The sequence below is a fragment of the Salinimicrobium aquimaris genome, from assembly GCF_035607535.1.
Classification (GTDB): domain Bacteria; phylum Bacteroidota; class Bacteroidia; order Flavobacteriales; family Flavobacteriaceae; genus Salinimicrobium.
In genome coordinates this window covers 103,134-120,398 of record NZ_JAYDZX010000017.1, presented here as the reverse complement: position 1 = coordinate 120,398, position 17,265 = coordinate 103,134, and the positions used below count along the sequence as shown (strand labels likewise).

Annotated in this window: 15 protein-coding genes; 1 reads left to right on the top strand and 14 read right to left on the bottom strand. The window is 44.3% G+C overall.

Annotation, left to right across the window (positions count from 1 at the left end; genetic code table 11):
- Window positions 1-60 precede the first annotated feature (60 nt).
- The 14 genes from VR862_RS14310 to mraZ form a co-directional block, all read right to left on the bottom strand.
- Window positions 61-510, bottom strand: coding sequence for a GatB/YqeY domain-containing protein (locus VR862_RS14310; RefSeq protein WP_324721692.1), 450 nt, complete (start codon window positions 508-510; stop codon window positions 61-63).
- A 120-nt stretch (window positions 511-630) separates the two neighbouring features.
- A complete protein-coding gene (gene ftsZ / locus VR862_RS14305; RefSeq protein WP_324721691.1) occupies window positions 631-2,607 on the bottom strand; it encodes a cell division protein FtsZ in 1,977 nt (658 codons plus the stop codon).
- A gap of 68 nt (window positions 2,608-2,675) precedes the next feature.
- Entirely contained in the window at window positions 2,676-4,025 is a 1,350-nt protein-coding gene (gene ftsA / locus VR862_RS14300) for a cell division protein FtsA (RefSeq protein ID WP_324721690.1), read from the bottom strand.
- A gap of 3 nt (window positions 4,026-4,028) precedes the next feature.
- The gene (locus tag VR862_RS14295; RefSeq protein ID WP_324721689.1) at window positions 4,029-4,745 is read right to left on the bottom strand and encodes a cell division protein FtsQ/DivIB; all 717 of its coding nucleotides are present in this window, start codon (window positions 4,743-4,745) and stop codon (window positions 4,029-4,031) included.
- The gene (gene murC, locus VR862_RS14290) at window positions 4,735-6,090 is read right to left on the bottom strand and encodes a UDP-N-acetylmuramate--L-alanine ligase (protein WP_324721688.1); all 1,356 of its coding nucleotides are present in this window, start codon (window positions 6,088-6,090) and stop codon (window positions 4,735-4,737) included. The genes VR862_RS14295 and murC overlap by 11 nt, the downstream gene beginning before the upstream one ends.
- Window positions 6,090-7,193 (bottom strand): undecaprenyldiphospho-muramoylpentapeptide beta-N-acetylglucosaminyltransferase, encoded by a 1,104-nt coding sequence (gene murG, locus VR862_RS14285; RefSeq protein WP_324721686.1) that lies wholly within the window; start codon window positions 7,191-7,193, stop codon window positions 6,090-6,092. Before murG ends, murC begins: the two co-directional genes overlap by 1 nt.
- On the bottom strand, window positions 7,190-8,398 hold the full coding sequence (locus tag VR862_RS14280; RefSeq protein ID WP_324721685.1) for an FtsW/RodA/SpoVE family cell cycle protein: 1,209 nt from the start codon (window positions 8,396-8,398) through the stop codon (window positions 7,190-7,192). The genes murG and VR862_RS14280 overlap by 4 nt, the downstream gene beginning before the upstream one ends.
- A gap of 27 nt (window positions 8,399-8,425) precedes the next feature.
- Window positions 8,426-9,787: a UDP-N-acetylmuramoyl-L-alanine--D-glutamate ligase gene (murD, locus tag VR862_RS14275; RefSeq protein WP_324721684.1), complete on the bottom strand. Its 1,362-nt coding sequence runs from the start codon at window positions 9,785-9,787 to the stop codon at window positions 8,426-8,428.
- Window positions 9,787-11,028 carry a phospho-N-acetylmuramoyl-pentapeptide-transferase gene (gene mraY, locus VR862_RS14270; RefSeq protein WP_324721683.1) on the bottom strand — a complete coding sequence of 414 codons (1,242 nt, stop codon included), beginning with the start codon at window positions 11,026-11,028 and terminating at the stop codon, window positions 9,787-9,789. Before mraY ends, murD begins: the two co-directional genes overlap by 1 nt.
- Before the next feature lie 27 nt (window positions 11,029-11,055).
- Window positions 11,056-12,519 carry a UDP-N-acetylmuramoyl-L-alanyl-D-glutamate--2,6-diaminopimelate ligase gene (locus VR862_RS14265; protein WP_324721682.1) on the bottom strand — a complete coding sequence of 488 codons (1,464 nt, stop codon included), beginning with the start codon at window positions 12,517-12,519 and terminating at the stop codon, window positions 11,056-11,058.
- Complete coding sequence (locus VR862_RS14260; RefSeq protein WP_324721681.1) at window positions 12,516-14,522, bottom strand: PASTA domain-containing penicillin-binding protein; 2,007 nt, start codon at window positions 14,520-14,522, stop codon at window positions 12,516-12,518. Before VR862_RS14260 ends, VR862_RS14265 begins: the two co-directional genes overlap by 4 nt.
- 6 nt (window positions 14,523-14,528) lie before the next feature.
- The gene (locus VR862_RS14255; RefSeq protein WP_324721680.1) at window positions 14,529-14,846 is read right to left on the bottom strand and encodes an FtsL-like putative cell division protein; all 318 of its coding nucleotides are present in this window, start codon (window positions 14,844-14,846) and stop codon (window positions 14,529-14,531) included.
- 1 nt (window position 14,847) lies between these two features.
- A complete protein-coding gene (gene rsmH / locus VR862_RS14250; RefSeq protein WP_324721679.1) occupies window positions 14,848-15,747 on the bottom strand; it encodes a 16S rRNA (cytosine(1402)-N(4))-methyltransferase RsmH in 900 nt (299 codons plus the stop codon).
- Window positions 15,734-16,207 (bottom strand): division/cell wall cluster transcriptional repressor MraZ, encoded by a 474-nt coding sequence (mraZ, locus tag VR862_RS14245; protein WP_324721678.1) that lies wholly within the window; start codon window positions 16,205-16,207, stop codon window positions 15,734-15,736. The genes rsmH and mraZ overlap by 14 nt, the downstream gene beginning before the upstream one ends.
- Before the next feature lie 286 nt (window positions 16,208-16,493).
- On the opposite strand from mraZ, the gene VR862_RS14240 reads away from it, so the two are divergent.
- Entirely contained in the window at window positions 16,494-17,258 is a 765-nt protein-coding gene (locus tag VR862_RS14240) for an alpha/beta fold hydrolase (protein WP_324721677.1), read from the top strand.
- Window positions 17,259-17,265: the final 7 nt, after the last annotated feature.

The following is a 17,265-nucleotide window of genomic DNA, read 5'->3' as shown; positions in this document are numbered from 1 at the left end:
TAGGTTTAAGTCAAAAATGCAAGTTTTAACCCCCCTTTAAGGAAACTAAGATGTACGACCTTAACTGAGCTTTTTCCTCACTATCCCCGAGATCGTTTTACCATCGGCCCTACCGGCCAATTCCTGTGAGGCCATACCCATGACTTTTCCCATGTCCTGCATTCCACTGGCGCCGGTTTGGTCAATTATCCTGTCAACCTCTTTCTCAATTTCTTCTTCACTCATTTGTTCGGGCAGAAAATCTTCTATTACTGCAGCCTGATCTAACTCCGGTTGTGCCAGGTCTTCTCTTCCCTGCTCCTTATAGATTGCAGCACTCTCTTTTCGCTGCTTTACCAGTTTTTGAAGCAGCTTAAGCTCCTCATCCTGACTCAATCCGTCTTTACCCGCAGCATCTGTCTGCGCTAAAAGGATGGCACTCTTCACAGCTCGTAAAGCCTCCAGTTTATTGCTATCTTTAGCTCTCATGGCCGCTTTCATCTCGGTCATTACTTTTTCCTGTAAACTCATCTTTATTGGAATTTTGTTAGTTCTGCGAAGATAATCAAAAGGCACGGAGCAAAATATTCAGAAACAAAAAACCCGAAACCGGGGGGCAGGTTTCGGGTTAGAAAATAGTTGGGGGACTATTTAATCTACATTGTCGTGTAAAAAGGAATTATTGGTCCTGAATCTTATCTCATCATCCTCACCCGAACCCAGGGTGGTACGGGATAGTTTTTCCTCTCCCGGTTTTGAGTTATCAAGATCTATTCCCTGTCTTTTATAAGCGGGTTGCCTCTCGTACTCATCTACTTTTGTGAGGTTGTTGCGAAACTTATAATTGAATTCCTTCATTTTAGCTCTCCTCTCTGCCGTTCTTTTCACCAGGCTCTCATTGATAGGTATATTGAAAGGATCCACGTCCTCCTCGGGCGTTTGCTTTGTTTCCTGAGGTTTCGGTGCAACTTTTGACACCGGCGGTTGTACGGGCTGAGGAGATTTTTTCAACTCCGGCTCAACTTCAGCTTTTGGCTTTGGTGCAGGCTCAGAGGTTCTAAGCATCTCCTCCACCTGCATGTAATCATCTAAAGAATAACGGGTAATTCCATTGTGAGTATTCTTCATTTGAGTGGATAGTTCCTTTTTAGCTTCGGCTTTCTCCTCCATTTCATCTGTAAGAGTATGAACTATCCTCTTTTCAGATTTAGGCTCCTGTTGCTCCTCCCTTTGCATTTGTGGCTGCTCTTCCTTTTCCTTGGAAGAATTGTTCTTCGGCATGTCAAAAGTGAACATGAACTGCTGCTCCTGTGGCTCGGGAGTCACAACTTCGGGCTCTGAAACTTCAATATCCTTGACACTTTCAGTAATAATGAATTCAGGTTCTTTATCTGCTTTTACTTCTTCGAACTGGACTTCCATGTCTCTCACGGCTGCCGAAGGTCTATTGTTCTCCGGCTCCTCATCTACATCTTCATCTTCCAAAGAGAGCGTGTGAACGATCTTCTTTTCCTCCTTTGGAGCAGGCGCAGGACCATCATAAACCGAAGAGGTCTTCTTTGGAGATAGTTCATGCTCTGCCTTTTGCTCATCTTCAAGGGTGTGGATGATCTTTTTGGCTTCAGTATTTACAATATCATTTTGTTGCTCTACATCAAAACCTGTAGCAATTATAGTGACAGAAATTGCATCGTCAAGACTTTCATCTTCTCCAACCCCCATGATGATGTTGGCGCTGTGACCCGCTTCAGCCTGAATATGATCTGAAATCTCCCCGATCTCGTCAATTGTAATTTCTTCGGAACCGGAAATGATAAGTAGCAACACATTTTTGGCACCCGTAATTTTATTGTCGTTAAGCAATGGAGAATCCAGGGCTTTAGAAATGGCATCCTGGGCACGGTTTCCTCCCGAAGCCTGGGCAGATCCCATAATAGCTGTACCACTATTACTAAGAACAGTCTTAGCATCCCGTAAGTCAATGTTCTGCGTGTAGTGGTGGGTAATTACTTCGGCAATACCTCTGGAAGCAGTTGCAAGGACTTCATCGGCTTTTGAGAATCCTGCTTTAAATCCAAGGTTGCCATATACCTCCCTTAATTTATTATTATTGATCACAATAAGTGAGTCCACATGCTTACGCAGGTTCTCAACTCCCAATTGAGCCTGTTCATTCCTCGTTTTACCTTCAAACAGAAAAGGGCTGGTTACGATCCCCACCGTAAGTATGCCCATGTCTTTTGCCTGTTTGGCAATGATTGGCGCAGCTCCCGTTCCAGTTCCCCCACCCATACCGGCAGTTATAAAGACCATTTTGGTATTGGTATCCAAAAGTGCTCTTATCTCATCAAAACTTTCTTCTGCAGCTTTGCGCCCGACTTCAGGATCGGCGCCTGCTCCAAGACCTTCTGTCTCTCTTACTCCCAACTGGATCTTATTAGGTACCGGGCTGTTCTCCAAAGCTTGTGCATCTGTGTTACAGATCACAAAGTCAACACCCTTGATACCCTGCTGGAACATGTGGTTGATCGCGTTGCTACCGCCTCCACCAACACCAATAACTTTTATAACGTTCGATTGATTCTTGGGGAGATCGAAGGTAATGTTTCCGAATTCTGTGCTGCTCATAAATTCTGTTTTACTGGTTGTGTACTTCTTTTATCTTTCTTTTTCATATTAATTTTTCCGCCGATCCTTTACTCGGCATTGTCTAAAAAATCCTTGAATTTTTCAAACCATTTTTCAAATATTGTTCTGCGCGGCTGGCTTACCGTAGTCGGCTCTTCCCGCTCTTCTTCCTCCTCTTGAGGAACTGCCGTTGGAGTAGCTGCTGCTGCCGCTTCTTCTTTTACCTCCGGCTCTTCCTCTGTATGGGAATGCTTGCTGTTTATTTCCAAGCTATTAAGCACCAAGCCTACTGCAGTTGCATAGACAGGGCTGGTAGTTTCGGTGTCGCTGTCTCCTGCCAGGTGTTCATTGGGATAGCCTATCCTGGTATCCATTCCCGTAATGTACTCAACCAGTTGCTTGATATGCTTTAACTGGGCACCACCTCCGGTTAATACAATTCCGGCAATGAGCTTCTTTTTTTGTTCCTCATGCCCGTAATTCTTGATCTCCAGGTAAACCTGCTCGATGATCTCCACTACTCTTGCGTGGATGATCTTCGAAAGGTTCTTCAAAGTAATTTCCTTAGGCTCCCTGCCGCGAAGGCCCGGGATGGAAACGATCTCGTTGTCCTTGTTCTCTCCCGGCCACGCAGAACCGAATTTTACTTTCAACAGCTCTGCCTGCTTTTCAATGATGGAGCAGCCTTCTTTAATGTCTTCGGTGATTACCCCGCCCCCAAAAGGAATAACTGCGGTATGTCTTATGATCCCGTCTTTGAATATGGCGAGATCTGTTGTCCCTCCACCTATATCGACAAGAGCTACCCCGGCTTCTTTCTCTTCCTGGCTCAGCACTGCATTTGCAGATGCCAGCGGCTCCAAAGTAACTGCGGAAAGATCCAATCCTGCACTCTTCACACATCTTCCCACATTGCGTATGGAAGAGACCTGTCCCACAACCACGTGAAAATTGGCTTCCAGTCGGCCACCGTACATGCCTATCGGTTCTTTGATCTCTGCCTGCCCGTCTACTTTGAATTCCTGTGGCAAAACATGAATGATCTCTTCACCCGGAAGCATTACCAGTTTGTGAACCTGGTTGCAAAGGGTCTCAATATCTGTAGCGTCAATCACCTCATCGGGATTGGGACGCGTGATGTAATCGCTGTGTTGTAAACTGCGAATGTGCTGGCCGGCTATACCTACCACCACATCTTTGATCTTCATTCCGCTATCTGCCTCTGCCTCCTGTATCGCCTGCTGAATGGATTGGATAGTCTGGGTGATATTGTTCACCACTCCACGGTGCACCCCAAGGCTCTTGGCCTTTCCTATCCCAATAATCTCCATTTTGCCGTAATCATTTTTACGACCAATCATGGCTACGATCTTAGTAGTACCAATATCTAATCCTACTGCGATGTCGTTTTGTTCCATACTTTACTTTTTAGTGCATACAACCTGGTCACCAAATTGTAGATCCACTTTTTGATATGCGTCAAGCTTTTTATCCTTCAGTGCCTTTTGATAAAAAGCTTTAAAATTTTTAAACTTCAATTCTATATCCTTCACCTCGCCAAAAACCACCACAAAATCCAGTTTCCTAAGGTGGATCTCATATTTTCCATTCGAGGTGCGGTTAATTCCCGTCACATGTCGCGTTAAGAATTCATCGTTATTGATGAAATCCATTAGCGGATGCACTTCCTTCAGCTGCTTTTCATTTACCCCGGTCACCAACGGCACCCTTGCAGAATGATATTGCGACAATGGCATTTTAAGCCCCTGTCTGTCAAGGTAAAAGGGCGCGGCAGCCATCACTCTTGCCAAAGGCTTTCTCTGTGTGATCTCGGCCCCCATTTTTCCATCTACAGTGAGAAAAACTTCAGCATTTTCAACCATCTCGTGAGATTCCAGTAAAGTCTCCACCCTACTCAAATCTAAAGTTTCTTTGCCTATGCTCTTAACCCTTACCTCATTTTGTATTAACAATTTATTAACCGCTTCTTCAGTAAGATACAGGTTTTCGCTATTGGTAAAATGAAGATTTACTTCGGAAAGAACCCGTGCGTGGTTGCGCTTTTCGGCGAATGCAAATAAAAAGAACACTACGCCAATGAGCAAGAATGTTTTTATGTAATTCCAGTTAATTTTCACCGCTAAGTTCTTTACGAATTTTCTCTACTTCTTCCCCAATATCACCGGCCCCCATAAGCACCACCACCTCAGCATTTTTGCCTTTAATTACTTCGGAAATTCCCTCTTTCTGGATCAGCTGCTTTTTGTCATTTTTGACAAGCTTCAGAAGCCATTCTGAAGTAATTCCCTCGATAGGCTTCTCCCGCGCAGGATAAATATCCAGCAGCAGCAGCTCATCGAAGAGGCTAAGGCTTTCAGCAAAAGCTTCAGCAAAATCTCTTGTCCGACTGAAGAGGTGCGGTTGAAATACTGCCAAAACCTTCTTCCCCGGATGCATTTCCCTAACGGCCTGATGTACTGCCGCGATCTCGGCAGGGTGATGTGCATAATCATCAATGAACACAAGGTCCTCCCGTTTGATACGGTATGAAAATCTGCGCTCCACGCCTTTAAAGGAAGCTATAGCATTGGCAAGGAGCCCGGGGGGGGCACCAAACTCCATTGCCATTGCCAAAGCTGTGACTGCATTCTGTAAATTATGTTTTCCCGGAAGGCTTAATTCAAAGCCTTTATATGTTTTTTCTTTTGTCCTTAGATCGAAGTAATAACTGCCATTTTTGACACCTATGTTCACTGCCGAAATATCGGCGTCGTCATCTACTCCAACAGATGTTCCAAACAGCGGTAAACCATTTGCAAAGAACAACTTCCCATCCTCCGGAACCAGGGCCGCAAAAGATTTGAAAGAATCCTTGATCTGCGAATCTTCTCGGTAGATATCCAAATGATCGGCATCCATTGAGGTTATGGCTGCAAGATTAGGAGAAAGCCTGAGAAAAGACCTGTCAAATTCATCGGCTTCCACCACCATTGCCCTGTCTCCGTCAATAATGAGATTCGAATGATAATTCTCTGATATTCCTCCCAAAAAGGCGGTTATTTGGTAGCCTGTTTCTTTCAGCAAATGGGCCAGCATAGTACTGGTCGTGGTTTTTCCATGAGTTCCGGCAACCGCAAGTGTGAAATGGCCCTTAGTGAGATTCCCCAAAACTGCTGCACGTTTTTCAAGCGTGTAACCATCGGCTGTAAAATGCAGGTATTGTGAATGATCCAGCGGAATGGCCGGCGTATAAACGATAAGAGATTCTTTGTCTTCTAAAATGGCATTGGGAAGATCCTCTACTTTATCTGAAGTGATAACTTCAATTCCTTCTTTTTGTAATTCCCTGGTAAGAGAGCTATGGGTTCGGTCATAACCGGCGACATACTTCCCGGCAGCATGGAAATACCGTGCCAGGGCACTCATCCCGATCCCGCCGATGCCTATAAAATAAATATTTTGTATGTTATCGTAGTGCCCCATTATGGCCAGGTTCTTAATATTTTTTCAATTTCATTTACAATATTCGCAGTTGCATTCGGCTTCTCCAGCTTCTTGATATTTCTACCCAGATCCTTCATCTTTTCATCTGACTCCACCAGCGGAAAGAATATCGACCTGAAACCCTGTTCCAGGTGACTTTCTGAAAGTATCACTGCTGCATCCTTCTCGGCTACCGCCATTGCATTTTTGGTCTGGTGATCTTCGGCCACGTTTGGTGACGGAATAAAGACCACCGGCTTCCCCACTATACACAATTCTGAAACTGTTCCGGCTCCGGCACGGGAGATGATAATATCTGCCGCAGCATACGCCAAATCCATCCTCTTCAAAAATGCGAAAGTCTGAATGTTTTCCATTTCAGCGTATTTGCTGTACTCCTCAAAATACAACGTTCCCGTTTGCCAAAGTAATTGCAGGTTGTGCTTTTCAAACTCCTTCAGGTTGTCCTCGATCAATTGATTGATCTTTCTTGCGCCCAGGCTTCCGCCAAGCACCAAAACTGTCTTTTTTGAAGGATCAATTCCGAAGAATTTCTGCGCCTCTTCCCTCTTTTCACCGACTTTCAGCAGATCCTGCCGAACAGGATTTCCAGTTAGCACGATCTTTTCTTCAGGAAAGAACCTGCCCATATTAGGGTAGGCAACACAGATGCTATTTGCACCCTTAGCTAATAACTTATTAGTGATCCCGGGATAGGAATTCTGTTCCTGGATCAAAGTGGGAATGTTTTCCCTGTTGGCCATTTGCAGTAAAGGTCCACTGGCAAAGCCCCCGGTACCGATCACTACATCTGGTCTGAATTTCTTTATAATATCCCGCGCCTTCCATAAACTCTTAACGAGCTTCACCGGGAAAAGCAGGTTTTTAGCAGTCATGCGCCGTTGAAAACCGCTAATCCATAAGCCTTCGATCTTGTAGCCTGCTTCAGGAACTTTTTGCATTTCCATCTTGTCTTCGGCACCTACGAACAAAATTTCACAGGTTGGATATCTAAGCTTTAATTCGTTGGCAATAGAAATTGCCGGGAAAATATGCCCTCCCGTACCACCTCCAGATATGATCACTCTTAACTGATTTTTCATATTGCCTCACTTAAAATTTCCAGCGGATTATCTTCATCCGCATCGTTTTCTCTTTCTATTTGCTGCAGTTCCTCTTCCCGCTTCGCACTAACACTCAAGACCATTCCCAGTGCCAGGCAGGTCATCCAGATGGAAGAACCACCACTACTGATTAGAGGTAAAGTCTGCCCCGTTACCGGGAACAATTCTACTGCCACTGCCATGTTGACCAGCGCCTGAAAAATGATTGGCAGGCCTACCCCTATGACCAGTAATTTCCCAAAGACGGAATTTGCTTTTGTAGCCACAATAATTATTCTAAAAAACAGCATGAGGTAGGCGAACATGACCCCAATTCCTCCAATCAACCCCATTTCCTCAACTATAATGGCATAAATAAAATCTGAAGAAGACTGCGGAAGAAAATTTCGTTGTACACTTTTCCCAATTCCCTGCCCTGTCACTCCGCCACTGGCAATAGCGATCTTGGCTTTTTCTATTTGGTAGTCGGCTTCAGTAACTTCATCATTTGTGAAATTTTCTACCCGGCTTATCCAGGTGTCAACCCTGTTCGGGAACAATCCGGGGAAAGCTTTTGCTGTGAGCATAAAGATCCCCAGCATCACAATACCAGCTCCAATGATCGCCAGTAAATATTTCCATGGATATCCGCCAATGAAGGTTACTAGTAGCACCATTAAAAAAAGAATGGCAGTAGTCGAAAAGTTGGCCGGTAAAATGAGTCCCATGACCACTGCTACGGGTAACCACAGCGGAACTATAGTTTGCTTAAAAGTATACTCTTTATCCTTGACCTTCGCCATGTACTTGGCTACATAGGTCAGCAACACCACCGAAGCCAAAGTCGAAGGCTGGAAAGTCTTGTTAAGAATTGGAATATTGATCCATCTACTCGCATTGGCGCCATCGATCACTACTCCCTGGGATACCGTGAACAACAGTAACAGTATCAACAAGGGGAGCGTAATTATGGAGAGCCCCACGAAATAATGGTAAGGCACCTTGTGGACAAAAAACATGATCACAAAGCCAAGGAACAGGTGAATAAAATGGTTGACAAGATAAGGAAGGGTGCTCCCATCGCCATAGAGATAGGCAAGATTGCTGCTGGCGCTGTACACCGGCAGGAACGAAAAGATCGCCAGCAATGCTGCCGAAGCCCAAATCGTTTTATCCCCTTTTATCCTCGAAAAAAATCCTGTCATTTATTCTCCTTTTTGACACCTTAATTTTTATAGGTTCCTTACGGCCTCTTTGAATTGACGTCCTCTGTCCTCATAATTCTGAAAAAGATCAAAACTTGCACATGCAGGTGAAAGAAGCACAGTATCTCCTCTCTCTGCGACTTTGTAAGCCTGCTGCACAGCTTCTTCCATGGAGCGGGTCTCGAAAATAAGATCCACACAGTTTCCAAAAGCATTCAGGATAGGCTCATTATTTATTCCCAGGCAAACAATTGCCTTTACTTTTTCATTCACCAAAGGCAACAGTTCGGCGTATTCATTTCCTTTATCGACGCCACCCACGATCCAAACGGTTTCAGCTTCCATGCTCTCAAGTGCATAGTAGGTTGCATTCACATTGGTCGCTTTGGAATCATTGATGTACTGTACATTGTTTATTTTAAGCACTTTTTCAAGACGGTGTTCCACCCCCTGAAAACTTTCCATGCTCTGTCGAATAGTCTCTTTTCTAATGCGTAACAATTGTGCAACAGTAGCTGCAGCCATCGCATTCTTGGCGTTATGTTTTCCTTCTAAGGTTAAATTTGATGTTGGCATGGTTAATTCTGAATTATCTGTACGAATAATAAGTTGTTCATCTTTTATAAAAGCTCCTTTTTCAAACTCCTCCCGCAGCGAAAAAGGCATTTTTTGGGACTGTATCGGGTTTTCTCTAAGCCACTTCGCGATCACGGGATCATCGGCATCATATATAAAATAGTCTTGATCTGTCTGGTTCTTTATTATCCTGAACTTGCTGGCGATATACTGGTTAAAGTCATGCCTGTAACGGTCCAGGTGATCTGGGGTAATATTTGTTAGTACTGCAATATGCGGCCGGAATTCTTCTATCCCGTCCAGCTGAAAACTGCTAATTTCCAGCACATAATGATCTGCATTGGTCTCTGCCACCTGTTTGGCAAAGCTTTGTCCAATGTTTCCGGCCATTCCTACATTCAGTCCCCCGTCTTTCAACAGGTGGTGTGTGAGCATAGTGGTCGTGGTCTTTCCATTACTTCCCGTTATCCCTACCAGCACCGCATTGGTATAACCATAAGCGAACTCGATCTCTGAGATCACCGGAATTCCTTTCCCTCTTAGCCGACTGACGAGGGGGGCATCGTCAGGTATACCCGGACTTTTCATTACCAGGTCGGCCTTGAAGATCTTTTCTTCGGAATGTTGTTCTTCTTCCCAGTCTATTCCGTGGTCGTTGAGCTGAGTTTTAAAGTGATCTTTGATCTTGCCTTTATCTGAAACAAAAGTGCGGAAGCCTTCCTTTTTTCCAAGGATGGCCGTACCCACGCCGCTCTCACCCCCACCAAGGATGACGAGGAAATTGCGGTCTCTGTTCTTTGTTTCTTGCGACATTATCGAATCTTGAGAGTTACAATGGTTACGATGGCGAGGAAGATCCCAATGATCCAGAACCTCACTACGATCTTGCTTTCATGAAATCCCGCCTTTTGAAAATGATGATGTAAAGGCGACATCAGGAAGATCCTTCTTCCTTCTCCATATTTTTTTCGGGTATATTTGAACCATCCTACCTGCATTACAACAGATAGATTTTCAATAAGGAATACCCCACATAAAATAGGGATCAAAAGTTCTTTTCTTGTGGCCAAAGCAAGTACAGCAATAATTCCCCCGATGGTAAGACTTCCCGTGTCTCCCATAAAGACCTGTGCAGGAAAGGTGTTATACCAAAGGAATCCCACCAAAGCTCCCGCAAAAGCCGAAATATAAATAGTCATTTCCCCTGTTCGGGGGATATACATGACATTGAGATAATCTGAAAATATGATGTTACCCGAAACCCATGCAAAGATCCCGAGCGTTAGTACAATAATGGTTGAAGTTCCCGCCGCTAGCCCGTCAATTCCATCGGTAAGATTGGCTCCGTTAGAAACTGCTGTCACAATAAAGATCACGATTGGAATGAAGATCAACCAGGCATATTGAGCGTAATCAGGATTGATCCATGAAATTAGATCGGCGTAATCCAGCTCGTTATTCTTCACAAACGGAATTGTTGTTTTGGTCGACTTTTCCTCCTTCGAAGTAGTCACCGGATTCTCTGCTGAAGAGATCAATTCTACTGCCTGAGTATTACCCGGCAACTGCGGATTCTCATTAATGGTAATATCCGGATGGAAATAAATGGTAGCTCCCACAATGATTCCAAGCCCTACCTGGCCAACCACTTTAAAAATGCCTTTTAGGCCCTCCTTATCTTTCCTAAAGGTTTTGATGTAATCATCCAGAAATCCGATAGCTCCCATCCAGATCGTGGTAACGATCAAAAGGATCACATAAATATTGTTGAGCTTAGCCACCAGCAGCACTGGAATCAACGTTGCAATGATGATGATCAAACCTCCCATGGTAGGAGTTCCGGCTTTTTGAGTTTGTCCTTCCAGCCCAAGATCCCTCACGCTCTCTCCAATCTGCTTCTTTTGAAGGAAATTGATGATCTTCTTTCCATAAATGGTCGAAATACCCAGCGAAAGAATGATCGCCACAGCCGATCTAAAGGAGATGTACTGGTAGAGTCTCTCCCCGGGAAAAGTGTATACGTCTTCTAGATATTCGAACAGATGGTATAACATATGCTTTTGCTTCTTCTCCGGAAGAGATTATTTTTTTAGTTCTTTTAAAGTTTCGCTTACGATCTTGAAATCGTCAAAATCCTTTCTCACCCCATTGATCTCCTGGTAGGTCTCATGACCTTTCCCGGCGATCAAAATGATATCGTTCCTGTTTGCCAGCTGGCAGGCTGTTTTTATAGCCTGAAGCCTGTTGGTAACAGACATAACTTTTTTGAAATTCTGAGGCTCCACGCCTGCTTCCACTTCTTCAATGATCTTATCGGGGTCTTCTGTACGGGGATTATCACTTGTGAAAACAACTTTGGTACTAAGTGCTGATGCAATGTGGCCCATTTTTGGCCTTTTTGAGCGGTCACGATCTCCTCCACAACCCACAACTGTGATCAATTCTTCATTTTTGGTCCTGATGCTGTTGATGGTCTCCAGCACATTCTGCAAAGCATCGGGAGTATGAGCATAATCTACAATTGCAGTGATCTTTCCTTCGGAAATGTGATACTGAAATCTTCCGCTTACGGCGTTGAGTTCGCTAATGTACTTCAGGCTTTCAAGGGTTGTTAATCCGAGTAATTCTGATGCTGCATATATCGCCAGGACATTATAAGCATTAAAGTTTCCAATAAGCTTTGTCCATACCTCCTGTTCATTGATCTTCAGCAACATTCCGCCGAACCCATTCTCCAGGATACGGGCGTTATAATCGGCTACAGATTTTAAAGCATAAGTGTATTTCTTTGCTTTAGTATTCTGAAGCATTACCCTTCCATTCTTGTCATCTCCATTGGTCAAAGCAAAAGCTGAAGCAGGAAGCTGGTCAAAAAAGGCTTTTTTAACATCCCTGTATTCGGCGAAGTTCTTATGATAATCAAGATGCTCGTGGGACAGATTGGTGAAGATCCCGCCTGCAAACCTTAATCCCGTGGTACGGTGTTGCGCGATGCCGTGGGAACTAACTTCCATAAAGCAATACTCCACCCCTGCCTCGTTCATCTTCTTCAGGTAAGAATTGATGGTAAGGGAATCTGGAGTGGTATGTGTGGCAGGGAATTTCTTTTCGGCAATCAAAACCTGAACTGTAGAAAGTAATCCTACTTTATATCCAGCCTTTGTAAAAAGCTGATACAACAGGGAGGCCACGGTAGTTTTTCCGTTAGTTCCGGTTACTCCGACAAGCTTCAGGTTTTCTGAAGGATTTTCGTAGAAATTGTCGGCCATAAAAGCCAGGGCCTGCTGTGAATTCTTAACCTTTACATAAGTAATTCCGTTGACGGTGTGCTTAGGCATTTCTTCACACACTACAGCCAAGGCTCCTTGTTCAACAGCCTTATCAATGTAGGCATGACCATCAGTTTGTGTGCCTCGAATAGCAACAAAGACGTCATTAAATCCCACTTTTCGGGAGTCAAAGTGAATCTCGTTAACAGTGACGTTGGTATTCCCAACTACCGCCTCCAGGGAAACCCTGTATAATATGTCTTTTAAATAATTCAACTCAATTTCAATTTTATCACCAGGTTTTCAGCTATTTCTGTTCCCGGCTGAACAGACTGCTGACTCACCTCTCCGTTTCCGGACAATTCATACTTCACACCCAGATTTTCCAGCAAGGAAACAGCATCCATGGCAGGCATTCCTCTTAGATCGGGCACTACCTCCTGCTCATTTCTGGCTGTGGCAAAATATTTTTCGTAGTTCTTTTCGATTTCCGGATTTATCGCCTCCAGAGTTTCGAACTCGTCGAGCACAGGATTATCGGTGTATATCTTTTGGGCAATTCGCTTAAAAACAGGTCCACTCACATCTGCACCATAATATCCCACCTTATTGTCTGGCTTGTGGATCACAACGATGCAGGAGTACTTGGGGTTTTCTACAGGGAAGAAACCAACAAAGGAAGAAATGTACTGCGGATTCTGTGCCCAGCCCTCTTTCCAGTATTCTGTTTGGGCCGTTCCGGTCTTTCCGGCCATGGAAAAGTTAGGCTCATAAAGACTTTGTCCTGTTCCCCTTTCCACAACATGCTTGAGCATATCGGTCACCTTTGCAACCGTTTCGGGACTGCATATTTGTGGATCTATAACTTTTTTCTCGAACTTCTCAACCGTCCTGTCCCACTCCTTCACCTCTTTGATAAAACGGGGTTTTACCATTTCCCCGCCATTGGCAATTGCATTGTAAAATGTGAGCGTTTGCAACGGAGTGATCTGAATACTTCCGTAGCCATAGGCCATCCAGGGTAACGACAATCCACTCCAGGTCTTATCTCCGGGCGTAGGGATGTAAGGAGTTCCTTCTCCTTTTATGGCCAAACCAAGACTCTCATCAAGATGCATTGCTTTAAGACCATCCACGAATTTCTTGGGCTGGTCCTTATAATTTTCATAGATAAGTTTTACGATCCCAACATTGGAAGAAACCTCGAAAGCCTTACCGGCTGATATCTTTCCGTAGCCACCGTGCTTGGAATCCCGCACTCTCCTGCGGTGAATGATCATTTGCCCGTTCTCTGTATCTACAACTGTACTGGTATCGATTACTTTATCCTCCAAAGCGACGACCATTGCCATGAGCTTAAAGGTAGAACCTGGTTCATGAGCTTCGCCTACGGCATAGTTCAGCCTTTCGTAATAAGTACCTTTTGAGGTGCGGCCAAGATTTGAAATGGCTTTGATCTCGCCGGTTTCGGTTTCCATTACTACGACCGAACCATGATCGGCTTCATATTTTTCAAGCTGCTTGAGCAGGGCGTGATGTGCAATATCCTGGATCTTTACATCAATGGTGGAAATGAGATCATAGCCATCCTTTGGCTCCACCTCATTATTATCGCTTATAGGCTTCCACTGCCCTTTTGCAATCCTTTGCTTAAGGCGTTTGCCTTCCTTCCCTCTAAGGTAAGGTCCAAATGCACCTTCAAGTCCCACGCGGGTGTAGTAACCACTGTCATCCTGCCGCTCATAACCAACGGTACGCTCGGCCATAGTTCCCAGCGGGTGCTCGCGAACCGTTCTCTGCTCAACTATAATTCCGCCGCGGTTGGAGCCGAGTTTGAACATCGGGAAATTCTTGATCTTGATGTATTCGGAATATCCAAGGTTGCGCCCAATGAGAAGGTAACGATGTTTATTAGCTCTTGCTGAACGTAACCTCTGTGCCCAGCGGGAAGAGGATTCCCCGAACATCTTTGCCAGCTCTTCTGAAAGCGGACCTACGTTCTCCTGAAAATTCTTATCTGAAACAGTTACCGCGTCAAACCTGATGTCGTACTTGGGAATGGAAGTAGCCAGTAAATTGCCATTGGTATCATAGAGATTTCCACGGTTAGCCGGAATGACAAAATTGCGGTAGGTGCGTTCCTCTGCCATCTCCCGATAATTCTCCCCCTCCACAATCTGAATATTGAGTAACTTGACCCCTACAGCTACTGCCAACAAGAACATGCAGCCTGCCACAACATAGATGCGGTACAATATGTGCTTTTCGGTGGTTGCCATTTGGCCTTACTCTTTTTCTTTAACTATGATCTTGGTTGGCGGCACATCTGAAGGTTTAATCCCTCTACCTGCCATCCTCTTCGTAATGGTCGATTCCATTTTGAGCTTCATGAGGTTTGACCTGCCGTCAAGAAATTCTGTTCTCAACTCCAGTACCTCATCATTCAACCTTGCAATTTCATGGACCTTTTGCTCTGCACTGTGAGAACTTCCTATCATGAAGATCGCCAGGACCGTGCAGAAAAGGATAAAACGCCAGTTGTTAAAGGCGTCGTTGCTTATTAAAAATTTCCCCTTCAGGATGTCGTATAAGCTCTCTTTCATGCTACTCTATTCTTTCAGCTATTCGCAATCTTGCACTTCGGGCGCGATTGTTCCTCTTAATTTCTTCAGGCGAAGGCGTGATCATTTTTCCCACTTTTCGAAAGGGCACGGAAATATTTCCGTAGAAGTCTTTTTCGGGCTCCCCCTCAAACATGCCACTCCTTATGTATCTTTTAACGAGGCGGTCCTCAAGCGAGTGGTACGAAATAAGACTTAACCGTCCTCCCGGCTTTAGCAAGTCTTCAGTTTGCAATAAAAATTCCTTCAACACCTCGATCTCCTGATTCACCTCAATCCTTATTGCCTGATATATTTGTGCAAGTATCTTATGCTCCCGCCCTGCAGGCAAAAACGGTTTCAAAACCTCTTTTAATCTTTCACTGGTGGCGATCTCTGCCTCTTTACGGGCAGAAACAATCGTGCGGGCGATCTTTGGGGCGTTTCGCAATTCCCCATAGTTGAAGAGCACAGCCCGCAACTGCTTCTCCTCATAATTATTCACCACTTCAAAAGCGCTAAGATTGCTGCCTTGGTTCATCCTCATATCAAGCTTCGATTCAAAGCGGGTCGAGAACCCTCTTTCCGCCACATCAAACTGGTGGGATGAAACACCAAAATCTCCTAAAATACCGTCTACTTTTTTTAATCCGTAGAACCTAAGGAAGCGCTTAATGAACCTGAAATTCTCATTGATAAGCGTAAATCTCTCGTCATCGATCTTATTTTCCAGGGCGTCCTTGTCCTGATCAAAAGCAAATAGTTTTCCATTTGGCCCGAGCCGGTTAAGGATCTCCCGGGAATGCCCGCCACCACCAAATGTCACGTCCACATAAACGCCGGAAGGCTGAATATTCAGCCCGTCAACAGTTTCTTCCAGTAAAACCGGATTATGATAGCTCATTGGCGTCATTGCTTTTATTTCCCATTACACGCTCGGCGAGTTCGGCAAATTCCTCAGGCGGAGTGTCGATTGCCTTTTCATACTCGTCCTTATCCCAGATCTCGATGATGTCAATTGGAGAAGCGATCACCACCTCCTTATTTATTCCGGCAATGCGAATCAGATCCTTCGGAATAAGAAGTCGGCCGTTAGTATCAACCTCCACAATTTTAACACCAGCTGTAAATTTTCTTATAAAGTCCATGTTCTCTTTTACAAAACGATTCAGTTTTCCCACCTCCTGCATAACTTCATTCCATCGTGTCATGGGGTAGAGCTCCAAACAGTTCCCAAAAAGAGAACGTTTAAGCACAAAACCATCTTGTATGATCGGCACAAGTTGCTTCTTCATAGGCGCCGGGATCATCAACCGCCCCTTAGCGTCTACCTTGCATTCATATGTACCAATGAGATTTACCACTTCTATAGTTTACGATTCAAATATATTGAAATTTAAACCACATTTTACCACTTTTTACCACATTGTTGATAAATTTTCCACTTCCCGTCCCACCAGCACCTGTTAAACCAACTACTTGAAGCAGATTTAGTTGTAAACTGATTTTGTTAAAAAAATTTTCAAAAATGAAAACGATTGAGCAGCAGAAATGTGAAATTTCCCCGTCCGAAAATTATGGCAGCTTCTGTAAAATCGATATACTTGTGGGGAAATCATTATATTTGCGAAGCTAACAGCAAAGGCATCAATGGAAAATAATCTAAGGGAAGAAGGGAAATTCAGTTATGTAGAGGAAGGTGAAGGAACACCTATAATAATTCTGCACGGTTTAATGGGAGGACTAAGTAATTTTGAAGGCGTCCTCGATTTTTTTCCGAAGAACGGCTACAAAGTGATCTTGCTTAAATTACCCTTGTATGAACTGTCTCTGTTAAAGACCAGTGTTGCAACTTTTGCCAAATACCTGAAAGAATTTATTGATCACAAGAAGTTCTCACAGTCCATACTCCTTGGAAATTCCTTAGGTGGTCATATTGCTCTTCTTTGTACCAAGCTTTATCCTGAATGTATTAAGGCGCTTGTGATCACCGGAAGCTCCGGTCTTTATGAAAGCGCGATGGGAGAAAGTTATCCAAAAAGGGGAGATTACGACTATATTCGTAAGAAGGCCGAAAATGTTTTTTACGATCCTAAAGTAGCCACCAAAGAAATTGTAGATGACGTTTATGAAACGGTGAATGACCGCAATAAATTGATCAAGACCCTGGCAATTGCGAAAAGTGCAATTCGCCACAATATGTCGAAGGACCTTCCAAAAATGCATACTCCCACCTGTATCATTTGGGGTAGAAACGACAATGTCACTCCGCCGGAAGTCGCCGAAGATTTCCACCGCCTCCTCCCCGACTCCGATCTTTACTGGATTGAGAAGTGTGGACATGCAGCGATGATGGAACATCCCGAGGCTTTCAACGAGATCCTGTTTCGCTGGCTTACTGCCCGAAAATATTAAAATTTTA

Coding starts and splice junctions, on each gene's coding strand:
- VR862_RS14310 (WP_324721692.1), bottom strand. CDS start 510: ATGAGTTTACAGGAAAAAGTAATGACCGAGATGAAAGCGGCCATGAGA.
- ftsZ (WP_324721691.1), bottom strand. CDS start 2,607: ATGAGCAGCACAGAATTCGGAAACATTACCTTCGATCTCCCCAAGAAT.
- ftsA (WP_324721690.1), bottom strand. CDS start 4,025: ATGGAACAAAACGACATCGCAGTAGGATTAGATATTGGTACTACTAAG.
- murC (WP_324721688.1), bottom strand. CDS start 6,090: ATGGGGCACTACGATAACATACAAAATATTTATTTTATAGGCATCGGC.
- murG (WP_324721686.1), bottom strand. CDS start 7,193: ATGAAAAATCAGTTAAGAGTGATCATATCTGGAGGTGGTACGGGAGGG.
- VR862_RS14280 (WP_324721685.1), bottom strand. CDS start 8,398: ATGACAGGATTTTTTTCGAGGATAAAAGGGGATAAAACGATTTGGGCT.
- murD (WP_324721684.1), bottom strand. CDS start 9,787: ATGTCGCAAGAAACAAAGAACAGAGACCGCAATTTCCTCGTCATCCTT.
- mraY (WP_324721683.1), bottom strand. CDS start 11,028: ATGTTATACCATCTGTTCGAATATCTAGAAGACGTATACACTTTTCCC.
- VR862_RS14260 (WP_324721681.1), bottom strand. CDS start 14,522: ATGGCAACCACCGAAAAGCACATATTGTACCGCATCTATGTTGTGGCA.
- VR862_RS14255 (WP_324721680.1), bottom strand. CDS start 14,846: ATGAAAGAGAGCTTATACGACATCCTGAAGGGGAAATTTTTAATAAGC.
- rsmH (WP_324721679.1), bottom strand. CDS start 15,747: ATGAGCTATCATAATCCGGTTTTACTGGAAGAAACTGTTGACGGGCTG.
- VR862_RS14240 (WP_324721677.1), top strand. CDS start 16,494: ATGGAAAATAATCTAAGGGAAGAAGGGAAATTCAGTTATGTAGAGGAA.